A 22141-nucleotide genomic window follows, 5' to 3' on the forward strand; every position below is an offset into this window, starting at 1 on the left:
GCGGGAAGCACATCGGCTGCCGCCTCTGGTCTTGGACAAGGTGACCGCCGCACCCGATGACGGGCGCGGCGGTCGAGGGGGTCAGGCGGCGCGGCGGCGGCGCGACCCGATCAGCAGGGCGAGCAGCGAGAGCAGGGCGGCGGCGGCGCACCAGGCGCCGGGGATCGCCTTGTCGCCGGTCGCCCCGATCAGCGCGGTGCTGATCGCCGGGGTGAAGCCGCCGAAGATCGCGGTCGCCAGGCTGTAGGCCAGGCTGAAGCCGACGGTGCGGACATGCGGCGGGATCGCCTCGGTCAGGTAAACGATGAACGCGCCGTTATAGGTGGCGTAGATCGCAGCGAGCGCCAGTTCGACCGTCAGCAACCGCCCGAAGCTGGGCGCCGCGACCAGCCAGCTCATCAGCGGATAGGCGAGCAGCGCCCCCAGCACGGTCGCGGTGATCAGCAGCGGCTTGCGCCCGATCCGGTCGGACAGCGCGCCCATCACCGGCAACAGGACGAAGTTGGTGACGCCGACGCAGGCCGTGACGAACAGCGCCGCGCCCGGCGTCAGCGACAGCACCTTATTGCCGAAGGTCGGGGTATAGGCGGTGATCATGTAGAAGAAGACGGTCGTCATCACCGCCATCAGCGCGCCCTGGAGCACCACGCCCCAGTTGGTGCCGATGGTCCGCATGATCTGCGACAGCGGCGGATGCTCCTTGCGCTTCAGGAAGACCTCGGTCTCCTCCATGTGGCGGCGGATGACGAACAGGAAGGGGATCATCACGCAGCCGATGACGAACGGAATGCGCCAGCCCCAGGCCTGCATGGTGACGGGATCGAGGCTGGACGACACGAGCAGTCCGATCAGCGCGGCGAACACCACCGCCGCCTGCTGGCTGGCCGACTGCCACGAGCAGAAGAAGCCCTTGCGGTCGGGTGGCGCGATCTCGTTCAGATAGACCGACACGCCGCCGACCTCGACGCCCGCCGACAGGCCCTGGACCAGGCGGCCGAGCAGGATGATGACGGGGGCGGCCACGCCGATCTGGGCGTAAGTGGGCGTGATCGCGATGGCGAGCGTGCCCAGCGCCATCAGGCCGAGCGTCAGGAGCAGGCCCTGCCGCCGGCCATGCTTGTCGATATAGGCGCCCAGCACCAGCGCGCCGACCGGCCGCATCAGGAACCCCGCGCCGAAGGTCATAAGCGTCAGCATCAGCGACGCGAATTCGCTGCCGGTCGGGAAGAACGCCTTCGAGATGTAGGTGGCGTAATAGCCGAACACCATGAAGTCGAACATCTCGAGGAAGTTGCCGCTGGCGACGATGAAGATCGACTTGAACGCCGATCGCCGGCGCTCGGCCGATACGGGCGATGCCGCGTCCTCGGTGGCGGGGAAGGGGATGGTGGAAGCGGTCATGGCTTGGCCTTTTGCGCGGCGGGCTCCAATCCGCTGTCGCGGATGATCGAATAGGCTTTGGGCGAGGCGAGATAGGCGATCAGCGCCCGCGCCTCCGCCTGATGCGGCGACCAGGCGACGATGCCGGCGGAAAAGGGCGTCACCTTCTGCAAGGAGTCCGGGATCAGGCCGACAATGCGGATGCCCTTGACCGCCTTCAACTCGCTCAACTGCTGGAAGCCGATCTCCGCCTTGCCCTCGGCGACGACGCGGCCGACCGGGGTGGCGGGGATCATCCGTCCCTTGGGGCGGACCTGGTCGGTGACGCCCAGCCGGTCGAGCATGGTTGACTGGATATAGACGCCGGACGCGCTGTCCGACCATGCCACCGACTTGGCGTTGACCAGCGTCGCTCGCAGCGCCTCGGGCGTGGCAATATCGGGCGCGGGAGCGCCGACCTTCACCGCCATGGCGATCTTGGACAGGCCGAGGTCGATGGAGGTGCCCGGCGCGATGCGGCCCTGCTCCGCCAGCTTGTCCAGGCCGCTACGCGCCAGGATGACGACATCGGCATCTTCGTGACGGGCCAGGCGATTGGGGATCGCCTGGGGCGTGTCGCCCATGGAGGGGCCATGTTCGGCGACGATGTGGATGCCGGTGTCGCGCTCATAGGTCTTGGCCAGCGCCTCGAAGGCGGTGGTGAAGCCGCCCGAGGTGACGACGTGCAATTCCCGCACCGTGGCGGCTTTGGCCGCAGCCTTGCCCTCGCGCGCCGCCGCAGGGGTGCCGATCGCGGTCAGCCCGAGGAGCAGCGCCAAGCCGAGCGCCCGTCGCCGTGGCACCACGGTTCGATATCTTGGAGTTCGCACGTTCGTCATACCTCTCTCGGTCGCCCCGTCTTGATGCGGGTTCCTGTTGGAGGGCAGAGGCTTGAGCCATCATGCCGTAGCAGGCACTAAGCAGGACAATGGGTGTTTCGATCAAATGCAATGATCGGTCCGCTCTATGCGTTTGGTGCATGAATAAGGATCGATCCGCTTTGCGCGCCTTGCGCCACCTCCATGTCCAGATGCTGATCGGCATCGTCGCCGGCACGGTGATCGGTGCGCTGGCCCCGGCCTTTGGTCGCGACTTGGGCCCGCTCGGCATCGCCTTCGTCAAGGCGATGCGGATGATGGTGCCGCCGGTCCTGTTCTGCACGATCGTCGAGGGCATCGTCCGCAACGGCGCGGCGCGCGACACCGGCGCGACGGTGCTGCGCAGCTTGATCGTCTTCCTGGGCATCACCATCGCCGCGCTCGCCATCGGGCTGGGCGTGGCGGCGCTGATGCAGCCGGGGCGCGGCCTGCCCCTGCCGCCCTATGGCGAGGCCGTGGCGGAGGTGGAGCGGCAGCTGGCCGGGCGGCACATCACGGGGGCGGGGGATTTCCTGGTACGGATCGTGCCCGACACGCTGTTCTCCGCCTTCACCGCCGGCGACGTCCTGCCGGTGCTGTTCGTCGCCGGACTGGTCGGCTTCGGCCTGTTGCGCATCGGTGCGGACGGCGCGCCGATCGTCCGCGCGATCGAGGCGCTGACCCGGCTGCAATTCACCATCTTCGGTTTCCTGGTCCGCGCTGCGCCGGTGGGAGCGTTCGGGGCGATCGCCTATACGGTCGGCACCTATGGCCTCGGCTTCATCGGTTCGCTGGGCCTGTTGTTCGGGACGCTGGCGCTGGCGTGCGGCCTGTTGATCGCCGGGCTGGTCCTGCTGGTGCGGCTGACCACCGGCCTGGGGGGCGGCATCCTGCTCCGGACGTTCCGCGACGAGATCCTGATCGTGCTCGGCACCGCCTCGACCGAGGTCGTGCTGCCGCGCCTGATCCAGAAGCTGGAGGGATTGGGATGTCCGCGCAGCGTCGCCGGGCTGACCGTGCCGCTGGGCTATTCGCTCAACCTGGCGGGGACGGCGGTCTATCTGATCGTCGCGACGCTCTTCCTGGGCGAGGCGCTCGGCATTGCGCTGACCCCGGAGCGGGTGGCGGTCTATCTGGGCGTGATGCTGGTGACGTCCAAGGCGGCGGCCGGGGTGACGGGCAGCGGCTTTTCGGCCTTGCTGCTGACCCTGTCGCTGCTGCCCGACATTCCGGTCGGCGCGGCGGCGATGCTGATCGCGGTCGACCGTTTCCTGTCGGAGATCCGCGCGCTGACCAGCGGCACGGCCAATGTCTCGGCCTCGCTACTCGTCGCGCGCTGGGGCGGGGCGCGGCTAGGCGGTCCAGGCCTGGGTGAGCAGCCCCATCAGCCGGGCGGCGGCGGGCGATAAAGTCGCGGAGGCGCGGCGCAGCACGCCGATGGTCCGCGCGACCTCCGCCCCGCGCAGCGGCCGCCAGATCAGGTCGCGCGCATCGGCCCCCTCGCAGGCGAGGCGCGGCAGCACCGACGGCCCGAGCCCCGCCTGGACCAGCGCCAGCGCCGAGGTGAGGCGCGTCACCTCGTAGAACCAGCGCAACTCGATCCCGGCGCGCGCCAGCCCGGCGTCGAGCGCGGTGCGATTGCCGCTGCCCGGATGCACCGTCACCAGCCGCTGGCCCGCCAGGTCGCTCCACGCCGGATCGGCCAGCTTCGCCAGCGGATCGTCGGCGCGACAGACCAGCCCATAGGGATCGTCGGTCAACGGTTCATAGACCAGGTCGCCGTCTGACGAGACGGGCAGGGTGATGGCGAACTCGGCCTGCCCGGTCCGCACCGCCTCGGCGCATTCGGTCGCCGACAGGTCGAGCACGCGGACGCGGACGTTGCGATAGTCGCGGCCCAGCGCCTCCAGCACCGCCGGCAGGAACCGGACCGTGGCGCTGGGAATGCTGGCGATGGTCAGCCGTCCCGCCTGTCGCTCGCCGGACGCCATGACGCCCATCAGCGACTCGTCCAGTTCCTCCAGCAGGCGGCGGAGCAGGGGCAGGATCTCCTGTCCCGCCGGGGTCAGCCGCACCGTCCGGCTGGTCCGCTCCAGCAGGGGGGTGCCGACGGTCGCCTCCAGCTTCTGGACCCGGCGGCTGATCGCGGGTTGTGACAGGTGCAACTGCTCGGCCGCGCGCAGAAAGCTCCTGCCCTCGGCGATCGCGACGAACACCCGCATGTCCAGCAGCTCGAAATTCATGGAGGCCATGGGAGATGCTAGCAGGACCGGGCGCGGCCTGTCACACCGCGACCGGCGTGCGGACCATGCCGCGATCGCCGAAGATGCGCAGATAGCGCGCTACCTCTTCAGGCTCCCCCGTCGCCTTGGCGGGATTGTCCGACAGCTTGACCGCCGGCCGGCCATTGGCGTCGATGACCTTGGCGACCAGCGAGATCGGCGCCAGTGCGTCGCCGCCGGACGGGTCGCAATCGCGGAAATCGTTGGTCAGGTTGGTCCCCCAGCCGAAGCTCGTGCGGACGCGGCCATGGAAATGCCGATAGGTCGCCTCGATCGTATCGACGTCCATGCCATCGGAGAAGATCAACAGCTTGGTCGCCGGGTCGACGCCCTGCGCCCGCCACCAATCGATGATCTGCTCGCCCCCCTCGACCGGCGGCATGGAATCCGGGCGGAAGCCGGTCCAGTTGGCGAGCCACTTCGGTGCGCCGGCCAGAAAGGCGGTGGTGCCGAACGCGTCGGGCAGGGCGATCAGCAGGTTGCCGTCATATTGCGTCCGCCATTCGTCCAGCACGCGGTACGGGGCGGCGGCCACGCCGGCATCGTCATCGGCCAGCGCGGCGAACACCATCGGCAATTCGTGCGCATTGGTGCCGATCGCCTCCAGGTCGTTGTCCATGGCGAGCAGCACGTTGGACGAACCGATGAAGCGCGGGCCGAGCCCCTCCTTCAACGCCTCGACGCACCAGCGCTGCCACAGGAAGCCATGGCGACGGCGGGTGCCGAAGTCGGACAGGACCAGGTCGGGCAGGGCGCGCAACCGTTCCACCTTGTCCCACAGCCTGGCCTTGGCGCGGGCATAGAGGATGTCCATCTCGAAACGGCCACGCCCCTTCAACGCGGCGCGCGACCGCAGTTCGTTGACGATCGTCAGCGCCGGTATCTCCCACATGGTGGTGTGGGTCCAGGGGCCGGGGAAATGCAGCTCGAACTGGCCATCGACGACGCGAAGCTCATAGTCGGGCAAGCGGAAGTCCGCGAGCCAGGCCAGGAAATCGGGCGCGAACATCTGTCGCCGACCATAGAAGCTGTTGCCGGCGAGCCAGATCAGCTCCTTCTTGCCGAACCGGACGGAGCGGGCATGGTCCAACTGCTCGCGCAGTTCGTGCACGTCGATATCCTCGGCCAGCCGCACCGAGCGGGTGCGGTTGATGAGCGAGAAGGTCGCCTCCACGTCCGGGTGCAGCCGCCAGATCAGCTGGAGCATCAGCAGCTTGTAGAAATCGGTGTCGAGCAGGCTGCGGACGATGGGGTCGAGCCGCCAGCCATGGTCATAGGTCCGGGTCGCGATGTCGGTGACGGGCATGGGAAATCCTCAGGCGGTGACGGGGGCGGTGGCGGGTCCGCGCCTGTTGCTTCGCGTCCGTCCTTTCCGCAGATAGGCGATCATTCCCGCCGCCTTGTGCCTCAGCCGGAAGGCGTAGAAGCGGCCGATGCCGCGATGGGTCGTGACCGGGTCGACGAAGTCGCGCGACAGGTCCGACAGGTCGCGCATGATCGCGCGGATGATGCGGCGGTCGCGCAGCAGATGCTTTGCGTATAATGCCCCATCGCCATAGCTGTAGCCGGCCAGCAGGCGTGTTTCGTCCTCCACCAGCGTGCGGCCGTGATGATGGTGGACGACGAAGCGGGGATCGTAGCGAAGCGGGATGCCCAATCCCGTCGCGCGGAAGAGATAGTCGGTATCCTCCGCAGAGACGAAGGCCGCGCCCGCGCCGAACCGGGGATCGAACCGGCCGACGCGCCTCGCGACCTCCGCCGAGAAGGCGAGGTTCGCCCCCATGACGAAGCCGCCGGGAAAGGCATCCGGCGGGGCGATCATCGCATGGTCCTCCAGCTTCAGCGTGACGGGCAGGTCGGCGGGGTTGCCGGGCAGGATGCGGCCGCCGACGATCACCGGGCCATCCAACTCGCCGAAGCATCGGGCCAGTTCGATGAAATAGCCGGGATCGAGCACGCAATCATCGTCAGTCATGGCGACGATGCCGCCGCGCACGGCGGACAGGCCGCGATTGCGCGCATGGGCCAGGCCGGCCTGTGGTTCGTGCACCACGCATACGGGGAAGGCTTGGCTCCCGCTCCACCGGGCAAGGCGCTCGGCGGTGTCGTCCTGCGATCCGTTGTCGACCAGCACCACTTCGATCCGGTGGTCGACCGCGCGCGTCACGGCGACGGTGATCGACTCCAGCAGCGTGGCCAAGGCATGGCTGCGGTTGCGGGTACAGACCAGGAGGCTGATGTCGGGCGTTGCGGTCATGCCGCCATCTGCACCAGCGGCGACGCGGCCGTCCAGGCCGCGACATAGGCACCGACCTTGCCATAGTCGTTGTCGAGCACGCGATGCGGAATGTCGAGCAGCAGCGCGAGGATATGACCGTGCAGCCGGTCGGTCACGACCTGCTCGCCGCGCGACAACAGCCGCAGGCCGCGCGCGACGCGGTGGCGGGCCTGCCGTTCCCGGTCGGACGGCGTGCTGCCGGCCGGCAGAGCGGGGTCGTCCTGGAGCCAGTCGACGATCTCGGCATCCTGGGGAAGGGGGCCGGCGTGCGCGCGACGCTCGGCATCGGTGCGCATCAGCCCCAACAGCGGCACCGAGGCGGGTTCGCGGATCTGCCGTCCCAGCGCAAAGGCGGAGTCGGGGGCGATGGTAGCGTGGCAGCCGAGCAGTTCGGCGGCGATCGTCGCGCTCGGTCTATCTCGGACATATAGGGTGAAATCAGGATGGGCGGCGGCGATGTCGGCGAAGCGTCGCGCCGATCCGGCATCGCGGAAGTGGATCGACTGCGGCAGTTGCACGACCGGCCGGTCGCGGATGTCGGTGAGGATCGTCTCCCGCAGACGCTGGTGATGGGGCCAGATATCGCCGAGATTGCCACCGCCATGGAGCAGCAATATGGTGTCGGGATGCATCGTCGCGAAGGCGGCCGCATCGAAATCGTGCCACGTCGCGACATGGTCCGGATCGCGGCCGGTGACCATGCGCAGCATGGTCAATTCCCCCAGCCAGATCGCGCTGTCGCCCACATTGGCATGATCCGGGAAGTCGATCAGCGCATAGCGGCTGCCGTGGCGCAGATGCCTGTGGTAGAGTTCGTGCAGGGCGGCCTGCTGGGTGGCGACGACATCCTCGATCGCGTCCGGGGATCGCGGCACGGTCGGATGTGGATGCGCGCTCGCGCCAGAAACCGGCAGTGGTGCGAGTGACTGGGTCGTCATGCGCGATGCCGCTTCCGGCGTCGGTGATCGGTTTCGGAAGCGCATGGCCGCGCCGCCGCATCGTGTATGTTCCCCGTCACGTTCGGCGTTCTCCCCAAAATCCCGTCTCCCGCACCTCCGGCGACCGGCCGGGGCGGCAGGCAAAACGCGCGAGGCCGTGATGGGTCCATGGAAGCCGGGCAGGATCGGTCCCGGACCTTGCTCGTGAGGCGATCATCGGCCGCGTTTTGCGGGCTGATCCGGCTTCGGCGAGAGGACCAGCAGGGAAACGCCCCGGCGGGGCAGGGTGAAGCGCAATCTGGTCCGGCCATGATCGGTCGCGAACGGCGTCGGCCCGGGATCGATCGTCGCTAGTTCGGCGGCACGCAGCAGGGCGGCGCGCTGCGCGTTGGTCGGTCCCAGCGGCGCACCCATCGCCTGCCATGCGGCGAAGCTGTTCGAATGGGCGTCGTCGATCCGGTAGTGGGTCAGGACCGCGCCGCGCGACAAGGCCGGTGGCAGGCCCCGGAGATCAAGGGCGACTGCCGCCGCCGGGCCCGGCAGATCATCGTCGTGATAATGCCAGACCAGGATGGAAAGCCGATCGCCATCACGGCTGGCGACGCTGCCGACATCCGCCGGACCGTGCACGCCGCCCCGCAGCATGTCGTCCAAGGCGACCTGATGGTCCGAGATCGCCGCCACACGCCGTCCAGTCATTTTGGCGAAGAGCTTGAACATGTTCATGACCGGCAGATCGATGCCGTTCGAGGTCAACTGGCGGAAACCGGCAAAGGGCGCCTGATCCTCGAACTCGAAGGCCCAGGACAGGACGCCCTCCAGCGTCAGGCCGCGCCGCTCGGCGAGGTCGCGGAGCCGGGGGAAGACGGCGGCGGTGTAGCTCGAATACATCGTGCCGTTGCGATAGGCATTGGCCGGCCCCTGGCAGGCGGCGCACCCTTCCGGATCGGATTCGCCGATGATGATCGGCTTGGTGCGGAAGGCGGGATCGCCGGCGATGGCGGCGAATTCGTGATCCGCCGCGCGGAGATGCGTGCCGATGCCCATGCGGACATGGCTGGTCGCGCCGGTTCGCACGACCTCCGGTTGACCCTTGGCATGGAAGGACAGGAAATCCGTCGGCGTGCCCGCGGCCTTCGCGTGGGCCATGAAGGCTTGCAGGAAATCGTCGCCCGCCCCGGCGCTGTCGGGCCCGCCGACCCGCGCGTCCGGCAGCGCCCGCCGCACGCCGTGGATGGCGGCGTCGTGCAGCCGGAAGAACTCCTCTCGCGTGCCGCCCCAATAATATTGGGGCAGGTTGGCCTCGTTCCATGTCTCGAAATACCAGCTCGCGACGTCTTCGCGGCCGTAGCGCTCGACGCAGTGCCGGACCCATTGGAAGATCAGTTCCTCCCACCGCCCATAGTCGCGGGGCGGATAGGCCCAGCCGGTGCGAAGTTCGCCGCTACCGGGTCGCCAGTCATGCTGGTACGGGATCGGCCGGGTCGACATGGCCTCCGGCATGAAGCCCAACTCGACATAGGGCTTCACCCGGCGGGCGCGATAGGTGTCGAAGATGCGATCGACGATCGACCAGTCATAGTGCGGCCGACCTTCGGCATCCTCCGAATAGATGCCGGTCGAACCCCATTTCAACGCGGGCGTGCCATCCCCGGAGGTGAGGAGATTATGCGTCCGGAAATAGACGCGGTCGGGTGCGAGCGAGCCCAACGTGGCGAGGGTGGTCCGCCCGTCCTTCATCGTCGCATAATTCGGCTCGTCCGCGCCGAAGAAGCGCCATTGCGGCTGGACGGGCGGGCCGATGCGGCTCGCATCGACCTGGATGGTCACGGGAAACGGGTCCTGGCCCGGTGTCGGACCTGCCGCCAGCGGACCGGCAAGCGCCATGGCTACCGGACCGATCACCACCAGTCGCTTCCGCATCGCCCCTCCATCCGGTTCCGTACCGCAAAACGCGATCTCGCCGTTCGATGGGCGACCCATGTCCTTGATATCCGCAGCCTTATGACTTGTCGATGACGGGCGCGTCATGGCAGGACGGCCCCCGACAAGCCGGCACCGGTCCAGGGCAAGCAGGTAGAGGAGCGGTGTGATCTCATCTTCACAGGCGACATCGACGACGGCCATCGCACCCGGTAAAAGTCATTTCGAGATCCTGGATGGCTTGCGTGGCATAGCCGCGCTGATGGTGGTCATCTTCCACGTATTCGAAGCCTATTCGGACGCGGACCCCACCAAGCAGATCATCAACCACGGCTATCTCGCCGTCGATTTCTTCTTCCTGCTGTCCGGCTTCGTGATTGCCTATGCCTATGATGATCGCTGGTCGCGCATGGGGCAGTGGGAATTCTACAAGCGGCGATTGATCCGGTTACAGCCGATGGTGGTGCTGGGCAGCGTGTTCGGTGGCGCGCTTTTCTATCTCCAGGCGGGGGGCCTGTTTCCACGCATCGCCGAGACGCCGGTCTGGCAGATGCTGCTGGTGATGCTGCTCGGCTGTACGCTGCTGCCGTTGCCGAAGGCGTTCGATATTCGCGGCTGGGATGAGATCCATCCGCTGAACGGCCCGGCTTGGTCGCTCTTCTACGAATATGTCGCCAATATAGCCTATGCGCTGGTGCTGCGCAGGCTTTCGCGTCGCGGCCTCACGCTGTTGCTGGTGCTGGCGGCCGGGCTGTTGCTCGACGTCGCGCTGCGGGGCGAACGACGCGATCTGATCGGCGGCTGGGCGCTCGACGCGGCCGGCATCCATATCGGTCTGGCGCGTCTATGCTATCCGTTCCTGGCGGGGATGCTGCTGATGCGATCGGGCAAGCGGTTGCGCGTTCGGCACGCCTTTGCCGTCAGCGGCGTCCTGCTCATCCTGGCCTTGGCGCTGCCGCGTATGGGCGACACGCCGCATGACTGGCGCAATGGCCTGTACGATGCGGCCTGCGTGCTGTTGCTGTTTCCGCTGATCGTCGCGATCGGCGCCGGGCAGAAACTGGCCGATGGCAAAAGCCTGCGCGTGGCCCGGTTCTTCGGTGACCTGTCCTTCCCTTTGTACATCACCCATTATCCCCTGATCTACCTCTACACGGCCTGGGTCGTGGACCAGAAGGTCCCGGCCCGTATCGGCGCGCCCATGGGCGTCCTGCTGGTGATCGTCGCCGTGCTGATCGCCTATGCGAGTCTGAAGCTGTACGACGAACCCGTGCGTCGCCGGCTTGCCGCCCGCTTCCTCCGGCGGTCGGCGGTCGCGCCGTCCCGATGACGATCGGGCTTCGATAGGTCGTGATGCGCTTCGTCGGCGACGGGGCATCGGTCTGGAATGGGGTTGCGGGCGGACGGCCTGCCAAGGATGACCCGTCATCCGCTTCCCGGCATTAGCCCGATGATGGCGAAGCCGAGGAAGCGGATCGGGGTCGGAGCCTAGGTACGTCAGACGCTGGCAGTCGCCGAACAGCCCCCGACTGCGCCGGTCAGGCCGTGATTTCCCGCCTGACGATCGCCGCGCCCGCACCCAGCGCCTTCAACTTGCCGGTCGCGACCTTGCGGCTCAAAGGCGCCATGCCGCAATTCGTCGCCGGGTAGAGCTTGTCCGCATCGACGAAGCGCAGGGCGTTGCGCAGGGTATCGGCGACCTGTTCCGGCGTCTCGATGCTATCGGTGGCGACGTCGATCGCGCCGACCATCACCTTCTTGCCGCGGACGAGCTCGATCAGGTCCATCGGCACTCGCGAATTCTGGCATTCGAGCGAGATGATATCGATCTTCGATTTCTGGAGGTTGGGGAAGGTTTCCTCATATTGCCGCCATTCGGAGCCGAGCGTCTTCTTCCAGTCGGTATTGGCCTTGATCCCATAGCCGTAGCAGATGTGGACGGCGGTCTCGGCCTTCAGGCCCTCGGCGGCGCGTTCCAGGGTGACGATACCCCAGTCGTTCGCCTCGTCGAAGAACACGTTGAAGGCGGGTTCGTCGAATTGGATGATGTCGACGCCCGCAGCCTCCAGTTCGCGGGCCTCCTCGTTGAGGATGCGGGCGAATTCCCAGGCCAGCTTCTCGCGGCTCCGGTAATGGGCGTCGAAGAGGGTATCGATCATCGTCATCGGCCCCGGCAGGGTCCATTTGATCGGCTGGGTGGTCTGGGCGCGCAGGAACCGCGCATCGTCGACGAAGACCGAGCGGGGCCGCGACACGGCGCCGGTGACCGTCGGCACGCTGGCGTCGTAACGGTTGCGGATACGCACCGTCTCGCGCTTCTCGAAGTCGACGCCGTCCAGATGCTCGATGAACGTCGTGACGAAGTGCTGGCGGGTCTGCTCGCCGTCTCCCAGGATATCGATGCCCGCCTGGCGCTGATCGTCGACCGCCAGACGCAGCGCGTCCTGCTTGCCCGCGATCAGTTCCTCACCCTCCAGCTTCCACGGCGACCACAGGGTCTCGGGCTGAGCAAGCCAGCTGGGCTTGGGCAGGCTGCCCGCCGTCGTCGTCGGCAACAATCTCGTCATGATGGAATATACCTGTCGTTTGGGTGGGATCAGAGGCCGCAGGTCGCGGACCAGCGTCGAAGGGCGGCACCATGCGGCGCGATGATATGCGCCTCGGCCAGCTTGCCTTGCTCCACGGCGAGCCGGCTGCGCTCCTCGCGATCGTAGACGATGCGGGTCAGCGAATAGTCCTGATATGTCAGGCTCGGCCGGTACTGCTCCGCCGCCACGGAGTTGGCGTTGTAGATTTCGGGGCGATAGATTTTCTGGAACGTCTCCATCGTCGCGATCGTGCCGGCGAGTTCGAGGTTGGTGTAGTCGCTGACCAGATCGCCGATATGATAGAAGGCCAGGGGCGCGACGCTGTGCGGCGGCATGAAGTAGCGCACTTTCATGCCCATCTTCGCGAAATACCGGTCGGTCGGGGAGGTATCGTCGTTCCGATACTCGACGCCGAGGATAGGATGGACGTTTGCCGTCCGGTGGTAGATCGCCTTGCTCGACACGCTCAGGCAGATGACCGGGGCCTTCCGAAAATGGTCGCGATAGGCGCTTGAGCCGAGAAAGCGCTTGAACAGAGCGCCGTGGAGATCGCCGAAATCGTCCGGCGCACCGCCACCTCCGGTCCTGAGGTGGTCCGGGAGAACGACGTTGAAGTCGTAGTCCCGGATGTAGGAGGAGAAGTTGTTGCCGACGATGCCATCGGTCCGCTCGCCGCTGCGTCGGTCGACGATGCTGGTGTGCAGAATCTCGATCAGGGGAAGCGCGTCGTCGGCGTCACCATCGCCAATGGTCAGCGCGGCGGAGATGATCTTCAACTCGATCGTGTAGCGATCACCGGTGGGATTGTCCCAGTGCATCAGCGCGTTGAAACGGCGATCGATCATCATCAGCGTGTTGCGCAGATTCTCTTGCCGGTTGTCGCCTCGGGCGAGATTGGCGAAGTTGGTGGTGATGCGCGTGCTGTCGGCCGGACGATAGTCCTCGTTGAACGGGATGCTGCTGATCGTGAATGTGAACCCGCTATTCGTCATGACTCACCTGGCTTTGCGGACAGAGGTCAGGCGAGAGCGCGCAAGGCAGGGACAGGCCCGGATGGCGGAACGTCACGGACCGTCGCGTCGAGCGCGATCCACCGGAGGAACCCCCGTCCGAGGAACGTTATGGCGTCGAAAGGCAGGTCTCCTGGCTTGCGGGTCGACGCGGTGGCTCCGGCCTTCCCGGGCTCCTTGCGGGAACCCAGTGACACGAATTGGAGCCGCCGCTCGCCGCTTACAGTTGCGGGGGCAGCGCCGGACTCTGCCCTGAAGGACACCACCGGCTTCCCGTCTTAGCCCCATCGCCATGCCTGGGATGGGGAACCTCGACGCCGCGTTCCAACACCAACACCGAGGCATTGTCAATCATGATATAAAGATATCCTTATATCTTGATGACGTGATGTCCGGCGCCCGGATGCCCTCTGGCGCAAGATAGGGCGCGTGCGCCTACAAGCCGGCCTGGTCGATCCTTTGTGCGATTTCGCTGGGCAACGCGGCTTCCGATTTCGGTTGCAGCCGATGAAGCGCCGTCTGCACGCGCTTGCGCGCGACCTGATAGGCCTTGTGGCGGATGACCCGCATCGCGTTTGTCCGCCAGGACGGGCTTTCGCCCAGCCGGGCTTCCCATTTGGCCTCCTCCGCTTCGAGGATCGACAGCGCCATGCGCAGTCCGTCGCGTCGTCCGCGGGCATAGTCTTCGGAAATGGGGGATGTCGTCATCGGGTGGCGAGGGTGGCCCGCCCCATGGTCCCTGACAAGCCAAATTCCCGGCCCGGCAATCGGTCCTGGCCGATATCCGCTTCATCCTTCGGGCCGCCTGCACCGATCCGATGGCCCGGATGCCGCTTCCGTTCGTTCCGGGCACTGTCCCAAGCAGGAGAGAATAGCGTGCTGTTTCACACGATGGTCGGATCGAACGACATTGAGCGATCGAAGCGTTTCTACGACACGGTGCTGGGCACCCTCGGCGTAGGGGAGGCGATGCGGAACATCGCCGACAGCGGTCATACCCGACTGATCTATCGGAACGACAACGGGACCAACTTCATCGTCAGCCAGCCGATCAACGACGAGCCGGCAACCGTCGCGAACGGCAGCACCGTCGCCTTTGCTTGCAACTCGCCGGAGCAGGTGAAGCAGTTTCACGATGTTGCGGTCGCCAATGGCGGCACGTCGATCGAAGCACCGCCGGGTCCGCGCAACACGGCCTCCATGGGCACGATCGAACTCGCCTATGTTCGCGATCCCGACGGCAACAAGCTTTGCGGGATCCATTTTCCCAAATAAGCGGGCCTAACCGTGCTGCCCGTCCCGGTTGCGGGCGGGCAGCACCCGATTGATCCGGTGCGACCAACCACGGAAGACATCGTCCATTCGGGTTCGGCAGGTCAGGCGCAGCAATGCTTGCGCTTCTTTCCCGAGCCGCAGGGGCAGGGATCGTTGCGGCCGGTCTTGGCCGGCGCGACTGTCTCCATGGCATTCGCCTTCGTCTCGCCCGTATGAGCGCGGGCCGCATGGAGGCGCTGGATCGTGTCCGTCAGTTCGGCCACCGCACGGTCCTGGAACGCATTGATCTCCACGCTGTCGAGATCGCTTTCGTCGCGGGCGATCGCGATCAGCGCCAGCAGGCGCCGCCACGGATCGGCCCATTCGCTATCAGCGGCCGCGGCGTCCCACGCATCCGGACGCAACGCGATCGCATCGGAAAAGCCGTCGATCCAGAATTCCCACAGAACGTCGCCATCCCGCTCGTCGATGTCGAGGATCGGCTGCAGCTTGCCGCGGGACAGGTCGCGCGCGATCTCGTCGCGCCGCGCCGTCACCGCCCTGACGAACCATTGCACGTCGAGCGGGTCCTCGAACGGTGGGACGCCATCGATCTCGACGCCCCATATGACCGTCATCCACGCGTCCACCGGGATCGCCTCGGGACAGACGATCAGCCCGGTGAGGAAGCCGTCGAGCTCGGTGAGCAGCATCGGCTCTTCGACCGGAAGGTCCGCCAATGCCCCGTCGAGGCGTCGGAAACGGGATGGCATTTTTCTCACAGGCGAAGGTTCCGTTCGTGCATTTTTGCCTCCTCCTTCACCCATAGCGGCGTAGGATCGCCCGTGACGATATCGGTGCCGTCGATGAGGTGCTTCATATGGGTTTCCCGCATGGCGCGCCCGTTAATAGGATCGTTCGGGTTTGACAGTGGTCGATCGTCGACCGGCCGCGACCTTGACGGACATAGACCCAATGCCGATCTCCGTCGGCGTCAGGAGAGATATGATGGTCGAAGCTCGGTGGAACGGTGCCCGCATTGCCCATAGCGACGAGACGGTCATCGTCGAGGGCAACCACTATTTCCCGGTGGACAGTGTGGATGCCGCCGTCTTGCGGCCGAGTGGCACGACGACCGTTTGCCCCTGGAAGGGAACGGCGCATTATTACAGCCTGCACGTCGCGGGCGCCGACAATGCGGATGCCGCTTGGTATTATCCCGATCCTAAAGCCGAAGCGGAGGCCATTCGCGGCCGTATCGCTTTTTGGAAAGGTGTCACCGTGAGCTGAGCCGGGTCGTGCAAGCATCCGGCCGGTGACGGAGTGTAGCATCCCGTAGTCGTTCAGGCGCAAATTGCGTTTACAGGCGGCATTATGTGCAGAAGCGCGAGCGCTCGACGATGTCGCCATTGCCATTCGACCCGTGAAGGACCGCCACCCGTCCGGCGGCATTGGCACCCGCGTTCGTCCAGTATTCGGTTGATTCCGGGTACCTCGTCGGTGGTGCATCGGCACGACAACCCTGCCGCGGCATGGCCGGCGCTGCCCTCGGGTGCCCTCGCGGAACTCGACGCCCTCGGTCGGTGATCAGGCCCGCCGGTTGGCGAGCACCGCGTCGAGTAGGCCGGGAAAGCGCTCGTCGAATTCGGCCCGGCGCAGCGTGTTGATCATTTCGCGCCCGGCCTGCATCGTCTCGATCAGTCCCGCTGCGCGCAGCAGCTTGAGGTGGTTCGACAGCGTGCTTTTCGGAATCGTCTCGCACGGGGCCGCATCGGTGCAGCTCAGTCGCTCGGTCGCAGCGAGCCGCGCGACCATGCCCAGCCGGTTGGGGTCGGCCAGCGCATGCAATGCCAGATCGAGCGGAACGTCTTCCAGCCGGGGATGGGTGAAGCGGGCCATGCAATCGATATAAGGCATGATCGCTAATTTAATAGTTCGGGAATATTGAACTATTGAACCGTCGTCCCATCTTGCCTCTGCCGACAGCGTACGACGTCGTGATCGCGGGCCGGATTTGGAGAATGCACATGTCAGTCAAGGGGAAAGACAGCGCTCGTCACGGGCGGATCGCGTGGCATCGGCTCGGCCATCGCCAAGCGACTGGCGGCCGATGGCGCGGCGGTGGCGATCACCTATGCCGGCAACAAGGCGGCAGCCGACGCGACCGTGGCGGCGATCGAGAGCGCAGGCGGCACTGCCTTCGCCTTCCAGGCCGATGCCGCCGACCCGGCGTCGCAGCGCGCTGGCGTTGAACAGGCCGCCGCCGCCCTGGGCGGCATCGACATCCTGGTCCACAATGCCGGCGTGGCGGAATTCTCTGCGATCGCCGAGGATACCGACGAGACCTATGACCGCCAGTTCGGCGTCAACGTGAAGGGGCTGCATGTCGGCACCCGCGCGGCCCTGCCGCATCTTCGCGATGGGGGGCGGATCATCCTGATCGGCAGCATTTCCGGCGAAATGGCCTTTCCCGCGACCACCGTCTACAGCGCGACCAAGGCCGCGGTGGCGGCGCTGGCGCGCGGCTGGGCCAAGGATCTCGCCCCGCGCAACATCTTGGTCAACACCGTGCAGCCGGGACCGATCGACACCGACATGAATCCCGCCGACAGCGAATTTGCGGGACAGGTGCTGCAAGCGATCCCGCTCGGCCGCTACGGCACGGTCGAGGAGATCGCGGGTGCGGTCGCCTTCCTCGCCGGTCCCGATGCGAGCTACATCACCGGCACCACGCTCAACATCGACGGCGGTGCGACGGCGTAAGTCGCGGGTGCGGCCCTTCCCATCCGTGGGAGGGGCCGTTGGCGCTCGGGCGACAAGGGTTCAGGGCTTGTTGATCGCAGCCACAAGTCTGCTGCGATAGGCGGGTGGGTGCAGGTTGCACCCGCTTGCCTCCATTCGGTAGCGTGAATGAAGACGGAAAAACGTTGGACTGACGGTGGAAAGCCGATGCACACGTCAGCCTTTGCAATGAATAAGTGGTTGTAAAAGCACAGTCTTCGCTTGATGGTCGGCACCGGCGATTCGGACCATCATGAGGATCAAAGCTATGTTCAGACGATATGCATTGCTAGCAACGTCGATCATGGCTTTCGCTCCCGGGTTGGGAGCACATCAACTAGCCGCGGACGAGAATATAGCTCATGCTGTCACGGGCAAGATAATTGAACCAGGGGCGGAGTGCGTCAATACGCAGCGCTCTCATCCTCGGCTTTTCTCGTACGGATCAAACCTCCTCTACCGGGTCAGCAACGACGTTGTTTATGTTGTGCGGACATCGGGCGGTTGCGAAGGTGTATCACGAGGCGACAGCCTACAAACCCATCCATTTAAAGCTCGGCTTTGTGTAGGCGATATCGCTTACACCACCCAGATCCCATCCAATCTCCCAAGTGGAAGTTGCACCGTCGAAAGCGTGACACCTTATAAATCAAAAGGCTAGATCGTGTTAGAGACCCCGGCACTCTAAGGTCAGGACTTGTTGATCACAGCCAGGAGATGACCGTGGCAGCGAGTGCGACGATGGAGAAGAAGACGGTTGGGCAGCGATCGTAGCGGGTGGCGACGCATCGCCAGTTCTTGAGGCGACCATATATGACCTCATGCGGTCGCGGCGCCGATAGCGCCGCTTATCGTATCTGACCGGCTCGTTGTGGGATCGCCAACCCGGGATGCAGGGCTGGACGCCTTTGGCTTGCAGAACGTCCCTGGAACCAATCGGCTTCACAGCCGCGATCGCCGCGCCGAGTAGCCACTGCGCCTTGGGCATCTCGTCGAGCAGTGCTGCTGGTCCGGTGTCGTCGCTGATCTGGCCTGCGGTCATGGAGAAGCTCAAAGGCCGGTCGTTCTCGTCAGCGACGGCGTGGAGCTTGGTGTTCATGCCGCCTTTGGTGCGCCCGATCAGGCGGCCGGAATCCTCCTTTTTACCCGCAGGCTTAAGGTCGTGCAGTGCGCCCTCAGGTAAATCGCGTCGATCGTGACCGTCTTCGGCTCGGCCCCTGCCGACGCCAACTCTCCCTCATGCGCGTGAACACGCCGGCCTCACCCCAGCGCTTCAACCGATTATAGAGCGTCTTGTGCGGACCGTAGGTGTCGGGTGCATCTCGTCAGCGCAGCCCACTCCTGTTGACGAACACGATGCTACCCGGCACCCGCCGGTCATCCACGCGCGGCTTGCCGTGGCCTTTTGGAAGAAATGGTCGCAGCTGCCCCATCTGCTCATCAGTCAGCCAAAACAGGTCGCTCATTCTGGTCTTCTTACGGAGCCTGAGTCAGGTCGTAACGCTCACATCAACGGATCCTGAAACTAAGCAGGGCGGCAGGACAGCGTTGAAACCTTCGGACTAATCATCTTTTGCAAGTTCGAACTTCTACCCGAATCTAGACATTGGCGCGGGCCAGTGGAGTCCAGCGCTGAATATGTTCGTAATGAACGTATTCCGGCCCTTCCTTTGAGCACCAGTCAACGGATAAGTGGTCTGAGAACAGGGAGGGTCCACATGAAAAAGCTTGCAGCCATTTGTCTGGCGTTAACGATTGGTGGATGTGATGTCCCGAAAGTCACTCAACAGCCAAGCGACAACCATAATCGTGTAGCGACAGAGGGTTCGTCTAAGCAGGTCGCTGCCCGATCCGGTCCGTTCGGCTTCAATATGGGCCAGAGCATCGAGGGGCTTAGCCTTGAAAAGCTGGAAAAGGCCGGCTTCTACATAGCGACTTCGCCACCCAAGTCACATCCGGATATCGAAACGGTGGTCATAGAAGCGTACCCGGAAACGGGTATCTGCCAAATCCGCGGGGTAGGCAGAGACATATCGAACGACGGTGACGGATCGCAGGTTCGGCAGCGGGTCAAGGATTTGGCGTGGGCGCTTGAAACCAAATATGGCAGCGGACGGCTGGTCAATCGTTGTTCGGGTGGCGACATTCAATGCCGAAATGATTTCTGGATGATGACGCTTAGTGATGACGAACGTTTTTACGGCTATCACTGGGACAAGCCAAAAATGGCAGGCAAGCCCGGCGCCATGGGAGAAATTACTGTCGCCGCCGCCGCAAGCAACATCAACGACAGCTATCCAATCGTCGAATATCATTCGGCGAAAGTCCGCGAATGCGAAAAGGCGAGAAAGTCCGTATCAGCCACCAGCTTGTAATTGCTATCCAATGGGCTTCGCGCGGATCAAGGCTCCGCGCGTTGACCAACCAAGGCTCACCCAGGCCTGTCCGCTACGCGTGTGCGTTGTTCGGTGTTCGGTGTTCGCGAGGCGCCTGGGCACCAATTCCATCATCCTGGAAGCGGGCCCCGATGCCGATCGCCGCCTCAAGCAGGCGTTCGAGGCCGCCGTGCTGGCGCGGGCGCTCAAGACCCACCGGGCCGCGTTCTGACGATCGAACGGGGTGGCGGCGGCCATCCCGCCCATCGGATCAAAAGCCAAGTCGCACCGATTGACCCGGCTTCACGGCCACCTCCGCTCGCAGCCGTTCCACCAGATCCAACGCATCCGTCGCAGGCCAGTGGCGCAACTGCCGCGCGACCACCGCGAAGTCGCCGGGAGTCAGCCCCTCTACCGTGCCCAGGCACGCTGGAGCGGACTGGCCGAAAAAACGCTGGAAGGCCGCGGCGGCTCGTTCGGTGCCGAGCGGTTTGAGTCGCAGCTTGACGACGAACCGCCGCAATGTCGCCGGGTCCAGCCCCGCCTCGTGGTTCGTCGCCGCGACCACCGGCAGCGGATGCAGGTCGAGCCACGTCAGCAATTCGTTGACCTGTCCCACTTCCCAACTGGTTCGCGCCGTACTGCGGTCGAACAGCAGCGAGTCCGCCTCGTCGAACAACAGAACGGCCTCCCGCCGCCGCGCCTCGGCAAAGGCGTCGGCGATCTGCGCCTCGGTCTCGCCGACCCATTTGGACAGCAGGTCGGATGCACGCTTGACCAGCAGCGGCCGGTCGAGCGCCCGTGCGAGATGATGTGCGAAGGCAGTCTTGCCGGTGCCCGGCGGGCCCGTCAGTAGCAGCGACACGTCGCTTGCCCCGCCATCTGCCATGGCCGCGAACAGGCGATCGATCGGCCGATCGGTCTCGAACAGGTCGAGGTCGAACGCCGCCGGTCCGGGCGGCGGCAGCGTGCCACCCCGCAGTGCCCGGACCAGCGCTTCGGCCGCGACGGTGCCGCCATCTTCTTCACCGGCCAGTTTACCCGCACGCGCCGCCATGCGCAGAACCGTCGCTGCCTCTGGTGCGGCGTCGAGCAAGGTGGCGAAGGCAGGGCCGGGCGTCACCCGCTCCTCCCGCGCCACCCGGTCGAGCATCGCCGCCGCGGCCGCACGCGACGGCAGGTCGAGCCGCAGCACGAAGCTCATCCGTCGCAGGATCGCCGCATCGACATTGCCGATCGCGTTGGTCGTCCAGATCACCGGCACCGGGTTGGTCTCCAGCAGCCGGTTGACGAAGACCTTGCTGCCCTCGCGCCGACTGAACCAGTCGCCGCCCGCGGACGGGCTGGCATCGCCGATCAAATCCTCCATCTCGTCGAACAGCAGCACGGCCGACCCGCGCCCGCCAAGCAGACGTTGCGCTAGCGCCAGTGCTGCGACGCGGTCCCACCGGCCGGGTTCCTCGCCGTCCTCGTCCGCCTCGCCAACGCCGTGCAGCACCGCGCCTGCCGCCGCCGCCAGCGTACGCGCGAGTTCGGTCTTGCCGGTGCCGGGCGGGCCGTAGATCAGGATGTTGACCCCTGCCGCCGCCTCGCCCAGCGCACCGCGCAGCAAGCGGACGAGGAAGTCGATCGGCTCGACATGCGCAAAGGCGTCGAGCCCCAGCGTTGCCGCCTGCCGCCGACCGACCAAAGTGTCGAGCATTGCCTCCTCGCTCGCCGGAGCCCGGTCGAGCAGACGTTGCAAGGTCCAGCGGATCTCGACATCCGCCTCACCCTCGCGGGTTGCCGTGAAGCAGGCCAGGCCCAGCCGCGTGACCGCACCCCGCCGCGCCGCGCGGTCCGCGTCCTCCGCACCCGCCCCGGCCATCTCGCCGAGGAGTTGCGGCAGGTCATGCCCGTGACGGCTGAGCAATCGCGCCAAGGCACCGACGCGCGGCAGTCGGTCGCACGCGACCATCAGGCGCAGCAGCGCCGCATCGATTGGCGACAAGCCCAGCAACCGCGCCAGCGTACCCGCGAGTTCGAGCGCCTCCGCCCGCACCGGTTCCCCACGCGGAGCAGCCAGACCGGCGAGTAAGCCTTCCCAGTTCCACTCGCCTTCTACGTCGGGCAGCAGCCAGGGCCGATGCGGCTCCGCCCATTCCAGCAGCGCCTTGGCGAGCGGTGCCGTAGCGGGCAACGCGCCCGCCGTCCGGAGCATCAGGCCCCGAACGATATCCAGTTCGTCCATGTCGTATCCACGCGTCTCTCAGGCCGACAGCGCAAGTACGCGCGTCGACGTCATTCCTGTCGAAAGGGTGAGGTGCGGCGGGGGCGGATGCCGGCCCGCCGCCAACGTCGTGGGACGTTTACGCGAAAGGCCGGAGACCGCCGACCCGTGCACCGCAATAGGCGGCAAGGTCGAACACAGCATGTCTCCGTATGGCCCGCCAGTTG

General features: G+C 65.7%; 20 protein-coding genes, 1 pseudogene and 1 riboswitch. Of the genes and pseudogenes, 7 read left to right on the plus strand and 14 right to left on the minus strand.

What is annotated here, in order from left to right:
* Window positions 1-81 precede the first annotated feature (81 nt).
* Entirely contained in the window at window positions 82-1401 is a 1320-nt protein-coding gene (locus tag QE452_RS05125) for an MFS transporter (protein ID WP_309659741.1), read from the minus strand.
* Window positions 1398-2198, minus strand: coding sequence for a substrate-binding domain-containing protein (locus QE452_RS05130; protein WP_309659740.1), 801 nt, complete (start codon window positions 2196-2198; stop codon window positions 1398-1400). The genes QE452_RS05125 and QE452_RS05130 overlap by 4 nt, the downstream gene beginning before the upstream one ends.
* A 221-nt stretch (window positions 2199-2419) precedes the next feature.
* Here QE452_RS05130 and QE452_RS05135 point away from each other — a divergent pair, with 221 nt between their 5' ends.
* On the plus strand, window positions 2420-3685 hold the full coding sequence (locus QE452_RS05135) for a cation:dicarboxylate symporter family transporter (protein ID WP_309729688.1): 1266 nt from the start codon (window positions 2420-2422) through the stop codon (window positions 3683-3685).
* On the opposite strand, the gene QE452_RS05140 is transcribed toward QE452_RS05135, so the two are convergent.
* The 5 genes from QE452_RS05140 to QE452_RS05160 form a co-directional block, all read right to left on the minus strand.
* The gene (locus tag QE452_RS05140) at window positions 3629-4528 is read right to left on the minus strand and encodes a LysR family transcriptional regulator (protein WP_309659738.1); all 900 of its coding nucleotides are present in this window, start codon (window positions 4526-4528) and stop codon (window positions 3629-3631) included. The two genes, QE452_RS05135 and QE452_RS05140, sit on opposite strands and share 57 nt — an antisense overlap.
* Window positions 4529-4559: 31 nt before the next feature.
* Complete coding sequence (pncB, locus tag QE452_RS05145; RefSeq protein ID WP_309659737.1) at window positions 4560-5864, minus strand: nicotinate phosphoribosyltransferase; 1305 nt, start codon at window positions 5862-5864, stop codon at window positions 4560-4562.
* Between the two features lie 9 nt (window positions 5865-5873).
* On the minus strand, window positions 5874-6815 hold the full coding sequence (locus QE452_RS05150; protein WP_309659736.1) for a glycosyltransferase: 942 nt from the start codon (window positions 6813-6815) through the stop codon (window positions 5874-5876).
* On the minus strand, window positions 6812-7774 hold the full coding sequence (locus tag QE452_RS05155; RefSeq protein WP_309659735.1) for a polysaccharide pyruvyl transferase family protein: 963 nt from the start codon (window positions 7772-7774) through the stop codon (window positions 6812-6814). The genes QE452_RS05150 and QE452_RS05155 overlap by 4 nt, the downstream gene beginning before the upstream one ends.
* 213 nt (window positions 7775-7987) lie before the next feature.
* Entirely contained in the window at window positions 7988-9697 is a 1710-nt protein-coding gene (locus QE452_RS05160; protein WP_309659734.1) for a GH39 family glycosyl hydrolase, read from the minus strand.
* A 241-nt stretch (window positions 9698-9938) separates the two neighbouring features.
* On the opposite strand from QE452_RS05160, the gene QE452_RS05165 reads away from it, so the two are divergent.
* Window positions 9939-11027: an acyltransferase gene (locus QE452_RS05165; protein WP_309659733.1), complete on the plus strand. Its 1089-nt coding sequence runs from the start codon at window positions 9939-9941 to the stop codon at window positions 11025-11027.
* A 208-nt stretch (window positions 11028-11235) separates the two neighbouring features.
* Here QE452_RS05165 and QE452_RS05170 read toward each other — a convergent pair whose 3' ends face one another.
* The 3 genes from QE452_RS05170 to QE452_RS05180 form a co-directional block, all read right to left on the minus strand.
* Entirely contained in the window at window positions 11236-12264 is a 1029-nt protein-coding gene (locus QE452_RS05170; RefSeq protein ID WP_309729691.1) for a methionine synthase, read from the minus strand.
* 29 nt (window positions 12265-12293) lie between these two features.
* Window positions 12294-13277 (minus strand): DUF1852 domain-containing protein, encoded by a 984-nt coding sequence (locus tag QE452_RS05175; protein WP_309659731.1) that lies wholly within the window; start codon window positions 13275-13277, stop codon window positions 12294-12296.
* A gap of 123 nt (window positions 13278-13400) precedes the next feature.
* Window positions 13401-13624, minus strand: a riboswitch (cobalamin riboswitch).
* Between the two features lie 106 nt (window positions 13625-13730).
* On the minus strand, window positions 13731-13946 hold the full coding sequence (locus tag QE452_RS05180; protein WP_309659730.1) for a hypothetical protein: 216 nt from the start codon (window positions 13944-13946) through the stop codon (window positions 13731-13733).
* 240 nt (window positions 13947-14186) lie between these two features.
* On the opposite strand from QE452_RS05180, the gene QE452_RS05185 reads away from it, so the two are divergent.
* Window positions 14187-14570, plus strand: a complete 384-nt coding sequence (locus QE452_RS05185) for a VOC family protein (protein ID WP_309659934.1) — start codon at window positions 14187-14189, stop codon at window positions 14568-14570.
* A 101-nt stretch (window positions 14571-14671) separates the two neighbouring features.
* On the opposite strand, the gene QE452_RS05190 is transcribed toward QE452_RS05185, so the two are convergent.
* The gene (locus tag QE452_RS05190; protein ID WP_309659729.1) at window positions 14672-15376 is read right to left on the minus strand and encodes a UPF0149 family protein; all 705 of its coding nucleotides are present in this window, start codon (window positions 15374-15376) and stop codon (window positions 14672-14674) included.
* Window positions 15377-15557: 181 nt separating this feature from the next.
* Between QE452_RS05190 and QE452_RS05195 the strand changes: the two genes are divergently transcribed.
* Window positions 15558-15839, plus strand: coding sequence for a DUF427 domain-containing protein (locus QE452_RS05195; RefSeq protein WP_309659933.1), 282 nt, complete (start codon window positions 15558-15560; stop codon window positions 15837-15839).
* Between the two features lie 297 nt (window positions 15840-16136).
* Here the strand turns inward: QE452_RS05195 and QE452_RS05200 are convergent, their stop codons facing one another.
* Entirely contained in the window at window positions 16137-16448 is a 312-nt protein-coding gene (locus tag QE452_RS05200) for a helix-turn-helix domain-containing protein (protein ID WP_309659728.1), read from the minus strand.
* A gap of 177 nt (window positions 16449-16625) precedes the next feature.
* Between QE452_RS05200 and QE452_RS05205 the strand changes: the two genes are divergently transcribed.
* Window positions 16626-17312 (plus strand): SDR family oxidoreductase, encoded by a 687-nt coding sequence (locus QE452_RS05205; protein ID WP_309730511.1) that lies wholly within the window; start codon window positions 16626-16628, stop codon window positions 17310-17312.
* 722 nt (window positions 17313-18034) lie between these two features.
* Here the strand turns inward: QE452_RS05205 and QE452_RS05210 are convergent.
* A pseudogene (locus QE452_RS05210) lies at window positions 18035-18796 on the minus strand (IS5 family transposase).
* A 252-nt stretch (window positions 18797-19048) separates the two neighbouring features.
* Between QE452_RS05210 and QE452_RS05215 the strand changes: the two are divergent.
* A complete protein-coding gene (locus QE452_RS05215) occupies window positions 19049-19705 on the plus strand; it encodes a hypothetical protein (RefSeq protein WP_309659726.1) in 657 nt (218 codons plus the stop codon).
* Between the two features lie 100 nt (window positions 19706-19805).
* A complete protein-coding gene (locus QE452_RS05220) occupies window positions 19806-19937 on the plus strand; it encodes a hypothetical protein (RefSeq protein WP_309659725.1) in 132 nt (43 codons plus the stop codon).
* 39 nt (window positions 19938-19976) lie between these two features.
* Here the strand turns inward: QE452_RS05220 and QE452_RS05225 are convergent, their stop codons facing one another.
* Window positions 19977-21935 carry an AAA family ATPase gene (locus QE452_RS05225; protein ID WP_309659724.1) on the minus strand — a complete coding sequence of 653 codons (1959 nt, stop codon included), beginning with the start codon at window positions 21933-21935 and terminating at the stop codon, window positions 19977-19979.
* Window positions 21936-22141: the final 206 nt, after the last annotated feature.

This window comes from Sphingomonas sp. SORGH_AS_0438 (genome assembly GCF_031453475.1).
In the GTDB taxonomy this organism is placed as follows: Bacteria; Pseudomonadota; Alphaproteobacteria; order Sphingomonadales; family Sphingomonadaceae; genus Sphingomonas.